We start from the raw sequence: 19611 nt of genomic DNA, 5'->3' as shown, positions 1-19611 counted from the left end.
TGCCTACTTTGGGCGAAACCAAAGTAGGGCGAACCGCAGGTTTATCCCAAACCTTAGCTTAAACTCGGCACGACTCCATGAAGAGCCACTATTTTGATTCTAATTAAAATTATTTAAACTTTTCCAACTCAATCCATTGCGCATCAGGAAAATGCTTTGCCAGATAAGCTCTTAGATAATCTGCGGTATCTTTAGAAATCACCGGATCTTTCGACTCATCCTTTAAGTTATACACTAAAGCATGCAAACTCAAACCACGTTGCTTTAATGCCTCTAAACTCAACAAAGTATGGTTAATACTCCCCAAACGCCCAGAAGTGACCAAAATCACAGGAAATTGATGCTGAGCGATATAATCGATGGTCAGCAATTCTGTGGTTAAAGGCACCATTAAACCACCCGCACCTTCTAACAACACCACCTCAAAACGCTGAGCCAGCTCTTTGGTCGCAGCTTCAATCTTGGCAAAATTCAGATCACGCCCATCCAGACGGGTGGCTAAATGCGGCGAGGCAGGATAAGTAAAAATTTCAGGCATGGTGAGCTTGTCATGGTCTTCCTGAAACCAGCCACTGCCCATAATTTCACGGTGTTTTTCGATATCTTCCGAGACATCAACATTCCCCGTCTGCACCAGCTTCTGGGTAATCACTCGTCGCCCTTGTTCGGTCCAAAGCTTGGCGAGATAGCCTGTGGCATAGGTTTTACCAATTTCGGTATCAATGCCGCTGACAAAATAAATTGCTGCACTCATGCTATTCTCCGTGCAATCACATAAATCGGATGATAAGTCAGGCGGAAACCCTGCTCATCATAAAACTGTTGATAATCTGCATAAAACTTCTGCAAGGATTGCTTGGTCCAGCGATGTGATTTCGCTGTTGCGGTTACCCCAGTCGCTTTCAAATGCTGCAATACCGATTTGGGATGATCAAAATAAACCTGCTTCAGTTCTTGCGCGATGAATAGCACTTCAAAGCCTTGCTGTTGCAACTGCTGTTGCAGCACATCACGATCGACATAATTTAAACCCTGTCCTGTCAGTTGCTTAATTTCAGTGAGATTATCAGGACCAAAGGTAGAAAAGCCGAAATATCCATGAGGGTTTAACGTCCCATGAATCCGTTGCAATAACGCAGGCAGGTCCATCATCCATTGCAAAGCAGAACTGGAAATCACTGCATCCAAACATTGCGGTAACATTAGTTGCTCAATATCACCGATCAACCAATTAATCTTGTCAACGCTTGAAAAATGCTGCTCGACATCCTCATATAAATCGTTTAAAAACAGCTGTTCAACCTGAAAATGGGACTGAAACAAATGAGTGAGATTACCCGAACCACAACCGATCTCAAGAACTGAGTCCAAGTTGTGTGGATAATATGCTTTCAGATATTCAAATAATTGCGCACTAATCTGTTTCTGTACCACAGCATGCTCGACATAGCTTTGCCCTGCTTTGGCAAAACGTTGCGCAACCAGTGTTTTATTGATGCTCACAAACACTCCACCAATTGCTCCAACTCTGCTTTTTGCACCAAAGAGGTTAAGGAAATACGCAAGCGTGAACTATTCTGTGGCACGGTTGGTGGGCGTACTGGCATGGCATAAAAACCCTGTTGTTGTACATAGCGTGCTTTTTCAATGGCCGCTTGGCTTTCGCCTAAAATAATTGGAATGATATGACTGCTGGAAGGACTAGAGAAACCTTTGGCAACCACTGCCTGTTGTAAATACTGACTGATCTCAGCCAAGTGCTGACGCTGTGGCTGCATGCTCAATACTTTATTAAACATGAAATCTGACCATGCCATCGAGATCGGCGGTAACGCAGTACTAAAAATCAGTGGCCGCATTTTATTGATCAGATAATCACGGATGATTGAATCACAAATGATATAGCCGCCTACCGAGGCAATTGCTTTACCAAAGGTTCCCACCAAGAAATCAATCTGATCCAATACACCATATTGTTCAGCACAACCAAGACCTTGCTTACCCCTGACGCCAATCGCATGAGCTTCATCGACATACAACATGGTTTTGGCAAAGCGTTGCTTTAACTGTACCAATGCAGCTAGATCCGTTTCATCACCATCCATACTAAAAATACTTTCGGTCACCACAATAATGCGTTCAATTTGCTCATCTTGATGATACTTTTGCAATAACTGTTCCAGATGCTGCAAATCATTATGACGATAACGTACATATTGAGCAGTTGATAATCGAATGCCATCAATCATACTGGCATGCACCAGTTTATCGGCCAGAATCATGGTTTTACTATCAGCTAAGGCTGGCAAAATACCGATATTCATGTGGTAGCCGCTATTAAAGAGTAAGGCCGCACGGCCAAAGGCTTTGCTTAGGCTATTTTCAAACTGTTCATATTCTGCAAAATTACCTGTGAGCAAGCGTGAAGAAGATGAACTAAAGAGCGACCGTTCGATTTTCAGTGTATCAAGAAACTCTTCTCTTAAAGTTAAATCAGCGGCAAGACCTAAATAATCATTGGATGCCAGATTCAACATGGTTCGATCTTGAATGGTGATCCATCGTCCTTGCTGTTGATTTGAAGTAAATTGGCGAAAATTACCTTGCTGTTTGAGTTGCTCAAGCTGCTCGGCATAATGATCAAGCAAGGACATTGGCATTTACTCCTTGCATATTTTTCACCACCTCACTCATCTGTGCTAATAAATAATGGAGTTCATCATCGCTAATCACATACGGTGGCATTATATAGACCAATTTTCCAAATGGTCGTACCCAAATCCCCCGTTCAACAAACTGTTGCTGTAAGGTTTTCATATCCACATTGCTGGTTAATTCAACCACGCCAATCGCCCCTAAAACCCGTACATCCGCAACGTGGTCAAGCTGTGCTAAATCGGTTAATTGTTCAACCAGAATCTTTTCAATTCGTTGAATATTGGCTTGCCAATCCTGTTCCACTAATAATTGAGTACTTCTTAAAGCAACTGCACACGCCAATGGATTCGCCATAAAGGTTGGCCCATGCATAAATACGCCTGCTTCCCCTCGACTAATGGTTTCAGCCACTTGTTTAGTGGTTAAGGTCGCAGACAGGGTCATATAACCGCCTGTTAAGCCCTTACCTATACACATGATATCGGGTTCAACCTGTGCGTGTTCCCACGCAAACATTTTACCTGTGCGCCCAAATCCCGTGGCAATTTCATCAAAGATTAACAATAGATTGTATTGCTCACACAACGCTTTGGCCTGACGTAAATATTCAGGATGATAAAAACGCATGCCGCCTGCACCTTGTACAATTGGCTCGATAATGAGGGCTGCAATACTGTGATGATGCTGTTCAATCTGTTGCTTGAGTTCCTGAATGTCTTGTGGATTCCATTCTGCATCGAAGCGGCTTTGGGGCGCAGGCACAAAAATGCGATTGGGTAAACTAGTACCAAAAATCTGATGCATTCCCGTGACTGGATCACAGACAGACATTGCATTCCAGGTATCACCATGATAGCCAGAGCGCGTGGTAATAAAATTGGTTTTCTCGGGTTGATTCAACGCAGTCCAATATTGCACGGCCATTTTTAAAGCCACTTCTACGGCAACCGAACCTGAATCTGCATAGAAAATCTTATCTAAGTTCGGCGGCGTAATTTTTAATAAGAGTTTACCTAATTCAATCGCCGGTTCATGAGTCAAACCGCCAAACATGATATGTGCCATGTTCTGCAATTGATCAGCAACGGCCTTGTTCAGTTCAGGATGGTTATAACCATGAATCGCACACCACCATGACGACATGCCATCCACCAAAGTTCGACCATCTTCCAGTTCAATAGTTGCACCATAGGCACGTTTCACTTTAAAAGTTGGCAGTGGATTCAACATCGAAGTATAGGGATGCCATATATGTTCTAAATCAAATAAATCGGTCATCCTTTACCTCATTTGCTACTATTTCAAAATTTACCATTTGCCTGATCACACTTTTCGATACTCGGAAATGTCATCTGCAGCCTGCGTGGTATAAATAAAATACAAGGCTTCGTACACTTGATCAAAAGAAAAAATGAAAGAAGTGAGCAGGTTCTGCAGATGACAAATGGTTTTGCCTACTTTTCCCGAAAGAAAAGTAGGTCGCCGAAGGCATATCCTGAAAATGGATGAGTACTCGGCACGATTCCGTTAGATCTATAAAATAGGTTTTATCTTAAACTTGTCAAAATCTAAAATATATTGCGAGAACTTTCAATTCAAGCAAGATTAAACTGTCTACTGAATAAAATCTTCAATTATTTGCACAGTCTGCTCCACCATAAAGCACGGAAAACCATGCGAAGCGCCATCAATCGAAACAACAGATAGATTACTTGCAGCTAAATCTTTAGTTTTTTGTACAACTTGGTAAGGAACTAATGCATCATGCTCGGCAAAGACATGCAACTGTCTACCTTGATAATTTTCATACCACTCAACCAAGTTCAATTGCTCCAGCAACTCTAATCCCTGCCGAAGCAAGGCAATCGGTTGTGGACGAATCAATTTTTGCATCGCTACGAAATCTTTCTTTGCAGAATTTGCACCTTGACAGACCAACAAGCCAAAACGCTTTAAAGTACTAATCGCATCCTGTTCAAATGACTGTTTGAACTGCATAAAGGTTTCCACAGGCATAGCAGTGCTCCAATCTGCTTGTGCTACAAAACATGGATTCGACGCTAAAGTGATTAAAACTTTCTGTTCAGCATATTGTTGTTGGATTTGATTGGCCAGTAAGGTTGCCAGTTGTCCACCAAGCGACCATCCCACAATCACATCAAATTTCACTGCACGTTCAACCTGCTGTTGCAATATCTCATCATCCAGCGCATTAAAGATATTAATCCGTTCAACGCGATGTCTCTTTTGTTCTAAAGCCTCATGTAAAGGTTTTAATAATTCGGCACCACCGCCCCATCCCGTGATGAGTAGAATCTTATAGGTCACGTGCTTGCTCATTTCCAAAAACTTCAATGCAGTATACCCTGATTAACACTGCTCATTATTTTCCAAATCTACCAAAAGCTGCGCTGGAATCACCTGCGCCCAATGCTGCTTGAACTGTCGATGGACTTGATCAATCTCAAAGGCACTGTTTCTTGCAACCTGTTGTGCATGCGCAATATCTTTAGCACGCATATAGGCGAGTAAATAATCGTCGCCATTCAGTTCAAGTTGAAACCAAGATTCAACGGTTACTCCTTCAGCTTGCAGCGTTTGAATCGCTTCGGCTTTACGTTGTTGAATTTCACGTTGCCAGACTTCGACATCGGCCATGCTATTGGCTTTTAATTTAATCAGGACTGCACCAACATCCATTGATTTTCCTTTTCTTTTTTAATGATCATTCGGTTTAAATATATAAAGCAGATCAAAACTCTGTAAAGAATTTTCTACCCCATCCAATCTCTAAATTTGCTAAAGTAGCTGCTATTACACTTTGAGATCAACATGATGAATACGATAAAGTCCAAAGTTCTTGTTTTATGTAGCTCACTTTTTTTACTCGGCGCACCCACATTAACTAGTGCACAAAATACCTTATTTTCGAAACAAGATACTGCACAAAAAGAATGGGTTGGAAAATCCGCACCGGATTTCAAACTGCAAGACCAGAGTGGGAAATGGCATACATTGAGCCAATATAAAGGCAAATGGGTGGTGCTCTATTTCTATCCAAAAGATAATACGGCGGGTTGTACCCAAGAAGCCAATCAATTTAAATCACTCTACCCTCAATTTACCAAATCAAATGCTGTGGTGCTGGGGGTCAGTCTGGATGATGTTGCCTCACATCAAAAATTCTCGGAAAAACTCGGCCTGCCCTTCCCAATTCTTGCAGATGATCAGGGTGAACTGGCAACTAAATTTGGCATCGTTCGAAACCTGGGTATTACTAAAATTGCCAAACGCGAGAGTTTTTTGATTAATCCTCAAGGCGCGGTGATGTATCACTACACCAGCGTGAATACGCAAACTCATGCCGATCAAGTCTTGAAAGATCTCAAAACTTTACAAAGCAAATAATTGCGTTGAAGATTCTGAGTCAGCTTAATGAGTAATAATATGCCTAGCTATTTGAAGTCTAGGCATTTTTATACTTACTTAAAAATCAATGCCATTGGAATCATCAATCGGATTCTGATCCAGTGTAAATACAGTGCGCTGATAAGGAATGCCTTCCAGATCATAGACCTGATAAACACAATCAAATAACAACTGTAGGTCTTCACTACGATCCATTGCCCGTGCGGTCAGAAAGATGGGGCTGACGGCTCCATTGTCCAGAATTGGAATGTAATTGAGATGGGGAAAACGAATGGTATCCGCACTGGCAGGAATCACACATAAACCTTCACCTGCCGCCACGAGACCTAAAGCCAGCTGGATTTCCCGTATCTCATGCATATTTTTGGGGACCAGGCTATGCTCGGCAAAAATATTCAACAGTTGAGTCGAAAAATTAGGTTTTGGAGATGTGGGATACATAAACATCTTTTCATCAATCAGATCAGCCAGATAGACTCCTTCCGTCCGCTGCGCAATCGGATGGCTGGTATGCGCCGCCACCACCAGACGTTCCTTGCGCAATAAAATTCGCCTAACCGCAGGGTCACTAATTCTTAAGCGACCAAAGCCCACATCAATGCGACCTTCTTTTAAGGCTTGCACTTGTTCTGTGGTGCTCATTTCCACCAGTTGAATATTAAGATGCGGCTGCTGTTGCCTGAATAAATAAATGATCCGTGGCAATAGGCCATATAGCAACGATCCGACAAAACCAATCGTGACACTGCGTTCAATCAGTCCTATCCGTTTCGCCATACTTTTAATTTCTTCAGCATTAGACAAAAGTTTAATCGCATGCTGATAAAAGAAATGTCCGGCAGGTGTGGTTTGTAGAGGTCGACTACCGCGCTCGAACAGTTGAATACCCAACTCACTTTCCAGATTTTGAATCTGCCGGCTCAAAGGTGGTTGAGCAATAAATAGTTTTTCTGCGGCCTTGGTGAAGCTCTGTTCTTCAACAACCGCAACAAAATACCGTAAATGACGTAATTCCATGAGGTTTCCATACCTTTAAGATATATAAAAATATAAATTCAGTCTTAGACAGAGTTTACTCATTCTTTTAAGGTATAGACAAGAGATAAACCGATGAAGTTATGAATCGCTTCCGCTAGATTCCAGCTGCCCACATTCATCCTTATCGGTTCAAGCCACCACACTCGCTACATTCAACTTATTAGGATATCGAGACGCTTTAAGCGCAACTCGATGACTTCCACAGTTTTGGAAAGTCGGAGAACGGACATGCCACGTATTCCTGTAATCAATACCAGCCATCTTGACCGCATTGATGAATTACTGGTCGATAATATCGACACGGGTGAATTTAAACTTCATCGTTCAGTGTTTACCGATCAAGCGCTATTTGACCTTGAAATGAAATACATTTTCGAAGGCAATTGGGTGTATCTGGCCCATGAAAGCCAAATTCCCAATAACAACGATTTCTACACCACCCACATTGGTCGTCAACCTGTCATCATCGCCCGCAACCGTAACGGCGAACTGAATGCCATGATTAATGCCTGTTCGCATCGTGGTGCCCAACTTTGCCGTCATAAACGCGGTAACAAAGCCACCTATACCTGCCCTTTCCACGGTTGGACCTTTAACAACTCAGGCAAACTCCTCAAAGTGAAAGATCCCAGTGAAGCAGGTTATTCGGATTGCTTTAATCAGGACGGTTCACATGACCTGAAAAAAGTCGCACGTTTTGAAAACTACAAAGGTTTCTTGTTCGGTAGCCTCAATCCAGATGTACCCTCACTTGAAGAATTCTTGGGTGAAACCAGCAAAATCATCGACATGATTGTTGATCAATCCGAGCATGGTCTGGAAGTACTGCGTGGCACATCATCCTATACCTATGAAGGTAACTGGAAACTGACGGCTGAAAATGGGGCTGATGGTTATCACGTTTCGGCAGTGCACTGGAACTATGCCGCCACTACACAACACCGCAAAGAGACCCAAGCTGCCGATAATATCCGTGCCATGAGCGCAGGTTCTTGGGGCAAGCAAGGCGGTGGTTCTTATGGTTTTGAAAATGGTCATATGTTGCTATGGACGCAATGGGCCAATCCAGAAGATCGCCCGAACTTCCCGAAGGCAGATGAATATACCGAGAAATACGGTGCAGCCATGTCGAAATGGATGATTGAACGTTCGCGCAATCTGTGTCTGTATCCAAACGTATATTTAATGGATCAGTTCGGTTCGCAAATTCGGGTATTACGTCCTATCTCAGTCGATCGCACTGAAGTCACGATTTACTGTATTGCGCCAAAAGGTGAAGCCCCAGAGGCACGTGCGCGTCGTATTCGTCAATACGAAGATTTCTTTAATGCCTCAGGCATGGCCACTCCCGATGACCTGGAAGAATTCCGTGCCTGTCAGGCCGGTTATGCCGGGATCGCACTGGAATGGAATGACATGTGTCGTGGTTCCAAACACTGGATTTATGGTCCTGATGAGGCTGCCAATGAAATTGGTTTAAAACCCATGCTCAGTGGGATTAAAACCGAAGATGAAGGACTTTATCTTGCCCAACATCAATATTGGTTAAAAACCATGAAACATGCGATTTCATCAGAGAAACAAATTGCTGATCAGGGAGAAACAGCATGAGTGCCCAAGACAACCTAACTTTAGAAAATATTGCTCAGTTTCTCTATCGTGAGGCTCGCTTTTTAGATGATGAACAATGGGATGACTGGCTGAATTGCTATGCAACTGAGGCCAGTTTCTGGATGCCGGCATGGGATGACAATGACCAGCTCACGCAGGATCCACAGTCTGAAATCTCGCTGATTTATTATCCAGATCGTCAAGGACTGGAAGACCGTGTGTTCCGGATCAAGACCGAACGCTCTTCTGCCACCATGCCTGATACCCGTACTTGCCACAATATTGCCAATGTTGAAGTGATTGAACGCGACGGCGATAAAGTCACCGTTCGCTTCAACTGGAATACCTTGAGCTTCCGTTATAAAAGCACCTATAGCTACTTTGGCATGTCACGTTATGTGATCGATTGTTCGGGTGATCAGCCCAAAATCCTGAGCAAGTATGTGGTTTTGAAAAATGACTATATCAATCAAGTGATTGATATCTACCACCTGTAAAAAATAGCTCTCCTCAGCCAAACGGACTGTTGGCTGAGGGTAAAAGTTTCAAATATTTTGTAGGATACATGCCATGTCAAACCACAATATCGCACTTCAATTTGAAGATGGTGTGACACGTTTTATCAGTGTCGCTCAAGGTGAAACCCTGTCCGATGCTGCTTATCGCCAAAAAATTAATATCCCGTTGGACTGCCGTGACGGTGCCTGTGGTACTTGCCGTGCATTCTGCGAATATGGCAGTTATGACATGCCGGAAGAAAGCTATATCGAAGATGCCCTCACCCCAGAAGAAGCGGAGCAAGGCTATATTCTGGCGTGCCAATGCCGCCCAAGTTCAGATGCCGTATTCCAGATTCAAGCTTCTTCTGATGTCTGCAAAACTGAAATTCATGCTTTCCAAGGCACATTGGCTCGGGTTGAGAATCTATCAGACTCGACCATTACTTTTGACATCCAGCTGGATGAAGGTCAGCCCGATATTCACTTCCTTGCAGGACAATATGTCAATGTCGCAATTCCTGAAACAGGTGAAACCCGTTCATATTCATTTAGCTCAAAACCGGGCAACCGCTTAACGGGCTTTGTGGTGCGTAATGTCCCAAATGGCAAAATGAGCGACTTCTTAAGCAAGACCGCACAAGCGGGCGATAAAATGACCTTTACCGGTCCTTTCGGTAGCTTTTATCTACGCAATGTAACGCGACCTGTGCTGATGCTGGCAGGTGGTACCGGTATTGCCCCATTTATCTCGATGCTACAGGTGCTGGAAGAAAAAGGTTCTAACCAACCTGTACGTTTAGTGTTTGGCGTGACCAACGACTTTGATCTGGTGGCTTTAGAAAAACTGAATGAGTTGCAGGCGAAATTCCCGTGGTTCGAATATCGAACGGTGGTGGCAAATCCTGACAGTCAACATGCGCGTAAAGGCTATGTCACAGGCCATATTGAATCTGAATGGCTCAATAGCGGCGATGTCGATATTTATCTGTGCGGTCCTGTACCGATGGTCGAAGCTGTCCGTGGCTGGTTAGATGCTGAACAGATCAAACCTGCCAACTTCCTGTTTGAGAAATTCTCAGCAAACTAATTCAAGGTGAGAAAGTTATCCATGTCAAACCTGCAAAGATTTAGCGATAAAGTGGTGATTGTCACAGGTAGTGCTCAAGGCATTGGTCGTGGGGTGGCGCTACAACTGGCGGCGGAAGGTGCACAACTGGTTCTGGCCGACCTTTCCGATTATGTGCAGGATGTGTTGGCTGAAGTCAAAGCCTTAGGTGCTGAGGCCATTACGGTTCAAGCCGATCTGGAAAGCTTTGCAGGTGCACAAACTGTGGTTACCAAAGCTATTCAACATTTTGGTCGGGTCGATGTGCTGATCAATAATGTGGGGGGCGCAATCTGGATGAAACCTTTTCAGGAATTCTCTGAACAGGAAATTATCAAGGAAGTGAATCGCTCGTTGTTTCCGACATTATGGTGCTGCCGAGCGGTCTTGCCTACAATGATTCAGCAACAGGCTGGTGTGATTGTCAATGTGTCATCGATTGCAACTCGCGGGATTAACCGTATTCCCTACTCTGCCGCCAAAGGTGGCGTTAATGCACTGACGGCATCGCTGGCCTTTGAACATGCCAAAGATGGAATTCGCGTCAATGCCATTGCCACAGGCGGCACCGAAGCCCCACCACGTAAAGTGCCGCGCAATAGCAGTCCACTCAGTCAAAATGAAAAAGACTGGATGCAACAAGTGGTGGATCAAACCATAGATCGCACCTTCATGGGCCGTTATGGCAGTATTGAGGAACAGGTCAAAGCCATTGTCTTCGTTGCCTCCGATGATGCCTCTTATATCACCGGCAGCGTCATCCCCGTGGGAGGTGGAGATCAGGGTTAATCCTGATCTTTTGCATTTTAGATAAAGTACCGGATGTGCATGGAGGCCATCACCTAATGACAACTTTACTCAAAACATTAAAACAAGATTGGTCCATTTCAGCCACGGTTGCGGGTTTTCTTGCGGTTCTGATTTCTTATTCAGGACCACTGATTATTTTCTTTCAAGCGGCGCAACGTGCCCATGTCTCAACCGAGATGATGGTGTCATGGATCTGGGGCATTTCCATCGGTGCTGCGGTGGCGGGGATTTATCTCTCGATAAAATATAAAACACCCGTTATTACCGCATGGTCTGCGCCCGGTACCGCCTTATTGGTGACGCTATTTCCTGACATTTCACTGAATGAAGCAGTCGCGGCCTATATCACCTCCGCCATCGTGATTTTTCTCATTGGGATTACAGGCTGTTTCGACAAACTACTGAAATGGATTCCGCAAGATGTTGCTGCAGGGATGATGGCGGGAATCCTGTTCCAGTTTGGCATCAATCTGTTTACTGCTTCAGATCATATGCCGTTGATCGTGTTTAGCATGTTGATTGTGTTCTTGGTCGCTAAAAGGCTGATGCCGCGCTACACCATGATTTGGGTGTTAGCTGCTGGAGTTTTATTAAGCCTCATTTTAGGCAAAATGAATCCGGTTGATGTGAGTTTTAGTTTAGCTATTCCACAGTGGATTAGCCCAGAATGGACATGGAACTCAACACTCAACCTCGCTGTTCCGCTCATTTTAGTCAGCCTAACCGGCCAGTTTTTACCGGGTATGGCGATCATGAAACTGAGCGGCTATGACACGCCTGCCAAACCCATTATCAGTGCTACCAGTATTGCTTCTTTAGCCGTTGCCTGTGTTGGCGGTATTACCATCGTCCTCGCCTCGATTACAGCGGCCTTGTGTATGGGCAAGGATGCCCATGAACTGAAAGAAAAACGCTATATCGCAGGGATTGCCAACGGGATTTTTTATATTCTCGGCGGACTGTTTGCAGGCAGTCTTGTGATGTTATTCAGTTTGCTGCCAAAAGAACTGGTTGCGGCTTTGGCTGGCCTCGCCTTACTCGGCGCAATTGCAACCAATATCACCGCTGCCATGCAAAATCCTCAACACCGTGATGCTGCACTGATTACTTTTCTCGCCACCGCTTCTGGCATGCATTTTCTAGGCTTAAGTTCAGTCTTCTGGGGGATTTGTATCGGGGTAATTGCCCATCTGATTCTCACGCCAAGCAAGCATGCAGCTTCGACTTAACAACAAAATTACGCTTCTTTTCTAAATCATACGCTCTATTTTTCCAGAAAACTCAGCTCTTGCTAGACGTTTTCTGGATTTTTGCATTTAAAAATTTAAACTCAAAAAGAATTAATCCGAAGATAAAACGAATTTTATTCTGTATTTTAACACTTGATAAAACAACCCGATCATTGAATAAAAACCTTATTTATTCACTTATGATTATTGATCCAAAAATATTTAAAAACACCACTTTAAAATAACCAGTATTCTCGTATTTTAATATTTAACACTAATTCACCCTCTTATACCACAGCATAAAAACATAAATTAAAAACAATATTTTTCAAATATTTAACCAATAAAAATCACAATACTTTAAAGACATAAAGATATATCAATTAGGTTTTTGACTCTGCTCCGATAACAAAATAGTTTAATAAAAAATAACCTGTACTTCACAAATTGGAGGTGAAGCAATGGACACAAACAAGGTCAATATTAATGACATTATTGATAAAGCCCGTTTTACCGCATTTCACTGGAAGGTTTTAATCTGGTGCCTGATCATTATTATTTTTGACGGTTATGATCTGGTCATTTACGGTGTTGCACTGCCCTTGCTGATGCAGCAATGGTCACTGACTGCCGTGCAAGCGGGATTGCTTGCCAGTGCAGCGTTGTTCGGAATGATGTTTGGTGCCATGATTTTTGGCACACTCTCAGACAAACTGGGCCGTAAAAAAACCATTCTGATCTGCGTCACTTTATTCAGTGGCTTTACCTTCTTAGGTGCTTTTGCAAAAAGCCCCACTGAATTTGCCATTTTACGTTTTATCGCGGGACTTGGCATTGGTGGTGTGATGCCAAACGTTGTCGCGTTGATGACCGAATATGCACCGAAAAAAATCCGCAGTACCTTAGTCGCACTGATGTTTAGCGGCTATGCCATTGGCGGCATGAGTTCTGCCTTACTGGGTGCATGGTTAGTCAAAGACATGGGCTGGCAGATCATGTTTTTAATTGCAGGCATTCCGCTGTTACTGTTGCCTGTGATCTGGAAATTTCTGCCTGAATCATTGGCTTTCTTAGTGAAATCGAATCATCACGATCAAGCCAAAATGATTGTCACTAAAATTTCACCTGAAACTGAATTAACCCACAATTCAGCGCTGGTTCTAAATGAAAGTACCACGACTGATGCCCCTGTTCGTGCCCTATTCCAGCAAGGTCGTAGCTTTAGCACCTTTATGTTCTGGATTGCCTTCTTTATGTGTCTGTTAATGGTCTATGCGTTGGGTAGCTGGTTACCGAAACTGATGCTACAGGCGGGCTATTCTTTAGGTGCCAGTATGCTGTTCCTGTTTGCATTGAATATTGGCGGCATGGTCGGTGCAATTGGCGGGGGTGCCTTAGCGGATAAATTCCATTTAAAACCCGTGATTACCAGTATGTTCGTGATTGGCGCTGCTGCCCTGATCTTACTGGGTTTCAATAGCCCACAATTTATCTTGTATAGCCTGATTGCAATTGCTGGTGCCGCAACCATTGGCTCACAAATCTTACTCTATACCTTTGTTGCACAATTCTACCCCACCGCAGTACGTTCAACCGGTATGGGCTGGGCCTCAGGCATTGGTCGAATTGGTGCCATCATCGGTCCTGTGTTAACCGGTGCTTTACTCACCTTTGAATTGCCCCATCAAATGAATTTTCTCGCCATCGCGATTCCCGGCATTATCGCCGCGCTCGCCATCTTCCTAGTGAATTTAAAAGTCTCTGTTGCGGCTCAACCCGCGACCCGCTTTAACTCCCAACCTTCATTGACTCAGCAATAAAACCCTGTGCACCGAGGACTGGTGCACTGACTTCGGATATGGATTATGAAATTATTACAGCACTTTTCCCCTTCGCACTTAACGGTTGCAACCTTATTGGCAATGGGCGGCTTGGCTTGCCCAATGGTTTTTGCTGCCGAGATGACCCAGCCCACTCAGGATGAATGGAAATTTACCCTGAAAAATGCTTATATCAATCGCGACTATGACAACCCAAGCCTGAAAGATACGGGAAGCTGGTCACAAGCGGCGTCTTTATTTTACAAATCCAATATGCAGGATACGCCACTGCAAATCGCAGATAAGCCAGTCACCATCGGGGCAGATGCTTCAGTGCAATATGCGCTACGTTTAAGCAAGGATAAGCATGTGGCAGATACGGTGTTACCCTTTGACACCCAAACCCAATCACAAGCCTCTGATTATTTAAAATATGGTGCGACCCTGAAACTGGGCTATGACAAGACCCTGCTCAGTGTCGGTGAACTCTGGCTGGATCTGCCTGTAACGGCAGTAGATGCCAGTCGCCAGTTATTGGCTTCTTATTGGGGTACCAATTTAAAGTCACAGCTCTCTGACCAGCTCTATGCCGAAATAGGCCGTGTCACCAAAGTATCGTCCCGCAATGAAGAAGATTTCCGTAAATTTTCTTTTACCGCGAATGGCAAAACTGAATATTCCGATGGCTTAAATTATCTGGATCTGCGTTATCAACTGACACCTTCATTAAAGGCCGAATACTACTTCGGCAATTTAGAAGACCTCTACAATAAACACTATGTGGGGCTAGAGCATACCTGGAAACAACCCGACTTCACCCTGAATTCCAAGTTTAAATATTTCAATGCCAAAAATGACGGTAGCAACTTTGATATTGATGCGCAAAATATTGGTGTTCTGGAAATGCTAAAACTAGATAATCAGTCTTTTGGTTTGGGCTATCAACAGATTATCGGGGAGTCTGCTTATCCTTTACCTGACGGCTTCCTGCCTGAAACCTATTTTATCAACTGGAATGCCACAGGTTTCTTCAAAAAGAATGAAAAGTCATATCACCTGATGTATGGCTATGATTTTAAGGACTATATGCCTGGGCTGAATGCCATGGTGAAATATGTCTATGGACATGACTTTAAGGCAGCCAATGGTGAGAAAAACCATGAGACCGAGTCCAATATTATTGTGAATTATGCCTTTCAACAGCCGTATCTCAAAGGCTTTGCTTTGCAGTACATCCGCATCGACTATGATGTCAAACATGGCAATGACTTTGGTGAAGACCGCTTATTTGTGAACTATAGTAAAAAATTCTAAGTTTTATATTTCTTCCTCACAAAAAAAGAGAACTTCAGATGAAGTTCTCTTTTGCAGCACACATTCAAACGGCTCAATTAGATTTGTGATTGAATATAATTCTGCAAACCGATCAATTCAATTAAACGTAATTGCTTTTCTAACCAGTAGGTATGATCTTCTTCTGTATCAGAAAGCTGCTGACGCAACATATCACGGCTAATGTAATCGCCTTTATCTTCACACAGTTTAATACCCACTGCCAGTTTTTCACGGACATGGTATTCAAGTGCTAAATCAGCCTTTAAGCAGCTGACAACATCTTTACCGACATTAATGTCTTCACGGTTCATATTCGGTTGAGCACCAAGAAACAGAACACGACGAATAATGGCATCAGCATGAGATGCTTCTTCCTGCATTTCATGGTCAATACGCTCATAGATCTTGTTCAGGCCCCAATCTTCGTACATTCTTGAATGAATTAAATATTGATCACGAGCAGCCAATTCACCGCCAATGAGCATATTTAAATAGTCGATGACTTCTGGATTGCCACGCATAATACTTACTCCTATCGAATGACAATATTATGGCCAAGTTATAATGGAATTGCAAAAATAAAAGTGTGTAAGTTTATGATTTTTATAAAATTAAAATGAGAAACATACGCATTTACAGTTCTGGTTAGCCGAATTTATCTAAATAAAATAAGCCTTTGCATATCATTTATTGCTTTAAAAATGGATAATTCTATTGAAAATCATTTGTTTGATTTTTTGTAACGATTAGCAATGCTTCTTATTTCGCCGAAGTTTTGATCAAAAAAACCTAAAAAATGACTGCCCAGCTGTTGTTTGTTTAAGCAAAATTCGGTAAATAACAGCAATCACAAAAACATAATGTGGAAACCACAATGGATAAAAGTAAACCGATTTTGGTCACTGGCGCGACGGGTTATATTGCAGGCTGGATTATTGAACGCCTGCTCAAGCAAGGTTATACGGTTCATGCCACAGTGCGTGATCCATCAAAGAAAAACAAGATTCAGCATCTCTATGATCTGGCAGAGCTATCATCTGGGCACATCCAGTTTTTCAAAGCAGATTTGCTTGAAACAGGTTCATTTGATGAAGCAATGAAAGATTGTGAAATCGTGATTCATACTGCATCACCGTTCGTGGTCACCAACTATAAAGATGCAGTCAAAGACATTATTGAGCCGGCGGTAAAAGGCACAGAAAATGTTTTAAACAGCGTTAATCGCACTGAATCGGTTAAACGTGTGGTACTCACCTCAAGTATTGCCTCAACCTATGGCGATGCAGTTGAGATTCAAAATACCGCCAATAATGAATTTGATGAAAATCACTGGAACACCACCAGTAGCGAAACACATCAGCCCTATCCTTATTCCAAAGTCATGGCCGAACGCAAAGCCTGGGAAATGGTAGAACAGCAAGATCGTTGGGATCTGGTGTGCATTAACCCGGCTTTAGTCATGGGGCCATCCCTCACCGATGCGAGTCAGTCAGGCAGTATTGAAGTATTGCAACAGTTTGGTAATGGCACCACCTTGTTTGGTGTACCACCGATGTGGAATGGCATTGTTGATGTACGTGATGTGGCAGATGCCCATGTCGCCGCTGCATTGAATCCGGAAGCACACGGCCGTTATATCATTTGTGGGGGCACACTCAGCTTATTGGACATGGGCAAAGCACTTACTCAGAAGTTTGGCTATAAGTTTCCCTTCCCGCATTTTACTGTGCCAAAAAATGCCTTTGCTTTTGTCGCGCCAGTCCTCGGCCATTCACGTGAATTTGTAAAATTGAATATGGGTTATCCAATCTATTTTAATGCGCAACGCAGCGTCAAAGAACTCGGCATTGAATATCGCGATGTGCGTGAAAGTGTCTGTGAACATTTCCAGCAATTGCTGGATGATGGCATTGTGAAAAAATATATTTAATACAAGAAAAAGGCGGCATTGATGCCGCCTTTTTATCAATTCACACTGATTCAAAATTTAAATCAAGAATCTATGCTTCATACTGTTGCAAGAACTCTAAGAACTCTTGTTCATTCATTACGCGAATTTCCAGTTTCTGCGCTTTATCCAGCTTGCTACCCGCTTTCTCGCCCGCAACCACACATTTGGTTTTACTGGACACACTGCCACTGACACGGGCACCTAAGGCTTGCAGCTTTTGTGTCGCCTCATCACGTCCCATGCTTTCCAGCGTTCCAGTCACCACCCAGCTCTCACCATTCAATGGTTGACGCGTTGGTGCAGTCGGTGCATCCCAATGAATACCCGCCGCCATTAAACGATCCAGTACCTCAATGTTATGCGGTGCCTGAAAGAAATCAGCAATCCATTCTGCGGTAATATCACCGACATCAGGTGTTTTCTTGAGTGCTTCAATATCTGCTGATTTCAGAGCCTCAAGCGTCTGGAACGTATTCGCCAGCATACGCGCTGTGGTCTCACCCACTCCACGGATCCCCAGGGCATAAATAAAGCGTGCCAACGTGGTTTTCTTGCTGGCTTCAATCGCATCAATCAGGTTCTGAACCGATTTCTCACCCATTTTCTCGATGGTCAATAAGGTCGCGCGATGTTCATGCAAATGATAAATATCAGCCACATCTTTGAGCAAGTCGAGATGCAAAAGTGATTCCACCCAACGATCGCCTAAACCTTCAATATCTAGTGCTTTACGTGAAACAAAATGACGAATCGCCTCGATACGCTGCGCTGCACAATACAAACCGCCCGAACAACGTGCCAAGGCCTCACCTTCCGGCATCACCACAGGCGAGTCACAGACGGGACAATTTTCTGGAAGATGTACCATCTCGGCATCCACAGGACGGAACTCTGCCCAGACTTTCTCAACTTTTGGAATCACATCGCCAGTACGGTAGACACTGACGGTATCGCCAACGCGCACATCTAAACGATGAATTTCACCAATATTGTGTAAGGTCACATTTGATACCGTTACCCCACCCACAAAGACAGGTGCTAAACGTGCAACCGGTGTCAATGTTCCTGTACGACCCACTTGCCAGTCAATATTTTCAACTTTGGTCAGTGCGGCCTGTGCAGGGAATTTATAAGCCGTGGCCCAACGCGGTTCACGACTCAAAAAGCCGAGTTGCTGCTGCTGTTTAAGGCTGTCCACCTTAATCACCATACCATCAATTTCAACCTTGAGGTCTGGGCGTTCTTGTTGAATCTGTTCATAGCGCTGTTGTACCTCTTCAATTGAAGCACACAAGAATTGACGTTCTGCAATTTCAAAACCAAATCGGGTTAACCAATGCAAACTGTCATGCATGGTCTCAAGTCCATGATTCGGTACACACTGCGCAATCCCATAGGCATAAAACGCCAATGGGCGTGAGGCTGCAATATTCGGATCAAGCTGTCTTAAGCTACCTGCTGCAGCATTACGTGGATTGGCAAAGGTTTTATCGCCTTTGGCTTCCTGATCGGCGTTGAGCTTTTCAAAGCCCTGCTTCGGCATCAACACTTCACCACGAACCTCAAGAAACTGTGGAATGGCTTGATGCTGGCCAGATAATACTTTTGGCAAGTTGCGAATGGTTTTGACATTCTGGGTAATGTCTTCACCCGTCTCGCCATCGCCACGAGTCACACCACGCACCAACACCCCATTTTCATACCACAGTGAAATCGCTAAACCATCCAGTTTCAGCTCTACTTCATACTGGACTTTCTGATTCGGTAAACGTTCATCAATACGGCGGGCAAAAGCAAACAGGTCTTCCTGATTAAAGACATTGCCCAATGACAGCATCGGTACTGCATGGGTAACACTTTCAAATTTTGATAAGGCTTGTCCCCCCACTTTATTGGTCGGGGTATCTGCCTGAATACAGTCTGGATATTGTTGTTCGAGTGCTTTCAGTTGATGAAATAAATGGTCATATTCACTGTCTGAAATGGAAGGCTGATCCATCACATAGTAAGCATGATTATGTTTTGCAATCAGTTGAATCAACTGACGCATTTGCTCAATAACTGAGTTGTGTTCCATTTAAATTTCACCATATAAAAGGGCGGAAAAACCGCCCTATAACTTTTC

Annotated in this window: 18 protein-coding genes; 9 read left to right on the top strand and 9 right to left on the bottom strand. The window is 43.6% G+C overall.

Annotated features, from left to right (window positions below; translation table 11 throughout):
- Positions 1-109: 109 nt before the first annotated feature.
- The 6 genes from bioD to IEV39_RS14730 all read right to left on the bottom strand — a co-directional run bounded on the left by bioD (position 110) and on the right by IEV39_RS14730 (position 5358).
- A complete protein-coding gene (bioD, locus tag IEV39_RS14755; protein ID WP_005283836.1) occupies positions 110-754 on the bottom strand; it encodes a dethiobiotin synthase in 645 nt (214 codons plus the stop codon).
- Positions 751-1503: a malonyl-ACP O-methyltransferase BioC gene (gene bioC, locus IEV39_RS14750; RefSeq protein WP_005283833.1), complete on the bottom strand. Its 753-nt coding sequence runs from the start codon at positions 1501-1503 to the stop codon at positions 751-753. The genes bioD and bioC overlap by 4 nt, the downstream gene beginning before the upstream one ends.
- Positions 1500-2654, bottom strand: coding sequence for an 8-amino-7-oxononanoate synthase (locus tag IEV39_RS14745; protein ID WP_005283829.1), 1155 nt, complete (start codon positions 2652-2654; stop codon positions 1500-1502). The genes bioC and IEV39_RS14745 overlap by 4 nt, the downstream gene beginning before the upstream one ends.
- On the bottom strand, positions 2641-3936 hold the full coding sequence (bioA, locus tag IEV39_RS14740; protein WP_005283826.1) for an adenosylmethionine--8-amino-7-oxononanoate transaminase: 1296 nt from the start codon (positions 3934-3936) through the stop codon (positions 2641-2643). Before bioA ends, IEV39_RS14745 begins: the two co-directional genes overlap by 14 nt.
- A 336-nt stretch (positions 3937-4272) precedes the next feature.
- Positions 4273-4986: an alpha/beta hydrolase family protein gene (locus IEV39_RS14735; protein ID WP_032883226.1), complete on the bottom strand. Its 714-nt coding sequence runs from the start codon at positions 4984-4986 to the stop codon at positions 4273-4275.
- A 42-nt stretch (positions 4987-5028) separates the two neighbouring features.
- Positions 5029-5358, bottom strand: a complete 330-nt coding sequence (locus IEV39_RS14730; protein ID WP_005283818.1) for a DUF6176 family protein — start codon at positions 5356-5358, stop codon at positions 5029-5031.
- A 132-nt stretch (positions 5359-5490) separates the two neighbouring features.
- On the opposite strand from IEV39_RS14730, the gene IEV39_RS14725 reads away from it, so the two are divergent.
- Positions 5491-6066 (top strand): peroxiredoxin, encoded by a 576-nt coding sequence (locus IEV39_RS14725; RefSeq protein ID WP_005283815.1) that lies wholly within the window; start codon positions 5491-5493, stop codon positions 6064-6066.
- Between the two features lie 78 nt (positions 6067-6144).
- On the opposite strand, the gene IEV39_RS14720 is transcribed toward IEV39_RS14725, so the two are convergent.
- Entirely contained in the window at positions 6145-7104 is a 960-nt protein-coding gene (locus tag IEV39_RS14720; RefSeq protein ID WP_005283809.1) for a LysR family transcriptional regulator, read from the bottom strand.
- A 249-nt stretch (positions 7105-7353) separates the two neighbouring features.
- Here IEV39_RS14720 and benA point away from each other — a divergent pair, with 249 nt between their 5' ends.
- The 7 genes from benA to IEV39_RS14685 all read left to right on the top strand — a co-directional run bounded on the left by benA (position 7354) and on the right by IEV39_RS14685 (position 15514).
- Entirely contained in the window at positions 7354-8736 is a 1383-nt protein-coding gene (gene benA / locus IEV39_RS14715) for a benzoate 1,2-dioxygenase large subunit (RefSeq protein WP_005283806.1), read from the top strand.
- Entirely contained in the window at positions 8733-9233 is a 501-nt protein-coding gene (gene benB, locus IEV39_RS14710) for a benzoate 1,2-dioxygenase small subunit (protein ID WP_005283804.1), read from the top strand. Before benA ends, benB begins: the two co-directional genes overlap by 4 nt.
- 73 nt (positions 9234-9306) lie before the next feature.
- Entirely contained in the window at positions 9307-10323 is a 1017-nt protein-coding gene (gene benC / locus IEV39_RS14705; RefSeq protein ID WP_005283801.1) for a benzoate 1,2-dioxygenase electron transfer component BenC, read from the top strand.
- Positions 10324-10344: 21 nt separating this feature from the next.
- Positions 10345-11130 (top strand): benzoate diol dehydrogenase BenD, encoded by a 786-nt coding sequence (benD, locus tag IEV39_RS14700; protein ID WP_005283798.1) that lies wholly within the window; start codon positions 10345-10347, stop codon positions 11128-11130.
- A gap of 56 nt (positions 11131-11186) precedes the next feature.
- Positions 11187-12380: a benzoate/H(+) symporter BenE gene (gene benE, locus IEV39_RS14695; RefSeq protein ID WP_005283795.1), complete on the top strand. Its 1194-nt coding sequence runs from the start codon at positions 11187-11189 to the stop codon at positions 12378-12380.
- 461 nt (positions 12381-12841) lie between these two features.
- The gene (locus tag IEV39_RS14690; protein WP_005283792.1) at positions 12842-14200 is read left to right on the top strand and encodes an aromatic acid/H+ symport family MFS transporter; all 1359 of its coding nucleotides are present in this window, start codon (positions 12842-12844) and stop codon (positions 14198-14200) included.
- A 45-nt stretch (positions 14201-14245) separates the two neighbouring features.
- Complete coding sequence (locus IEV39_RS14685; RefSeq protein WP_005283789.1) at positions 14246-15514, top strand: OprD family outer membrane porin; 1269 nt, start codon at positions 14246-14248, stop codon at positions 15512-15514.
- A 77-nt stretch (positions 15515-15591) separates the two neighbouring features.
- Here IEV39_RS14685 and ftn read toward each other — a convergent pair whose 3' ends face one another.
- A complete protein-coding gene (ftn, locus tag IEV39_RS14680) occupies positions 15592-16056 on the bottom strand; it encodes a heteropolymeric bacterioferritin subunit Ftn (RefSeq protein ID WP_005283786.1) in 465 nt (154 codons plus the stop codon).
- A 353-nt stretch (positions 16057-16409) separates the two neighbouring features.
- Here ftn and IEV39_RS14675 point away from each other — a divergent pair, with 353 nt between their 5' ends.
- Positions 16410-17465, top strand: coding sequence for an SDR family oxidoreductase (locus IEV39_RS14675; protein ID WP_005283784.1), 1056 nt, complete (start codon positions 16410-16412; stop codon positions 17463-17465).
- A gap of 70 nt (positions 17466-17535) precedes the next feature.
- Here IEV39_RS14675 and ligA read toward each other — a convergent pair whose 3' ends face one another.
- A complete protein-coding gene (ligA, locus tag IEV39_RS14670; protein ID WP_005283782.1) occupies positions 17536-19563 on the bottom strand; it encodes an NAD-dependent DNA ligase LigA in 2028 nt (675 codons plus the stop codon).
- Positions 19564-19611 lie beyond the last annotated feature (48 nt).

It is taken from the genome of Acinetobacter courvalinii (assembly GCF_014635545.1).
Classification (GTDB): Bacteria; Pseudomonadota; Gammaproteobacteria; order Pseudomonadales; family Moraxellaceae; genus Acinetobacter; species Acinetobacter courvalinii.
This window is presented reverse-complemented; position numbering and strand designations above follow the sequence as displayed.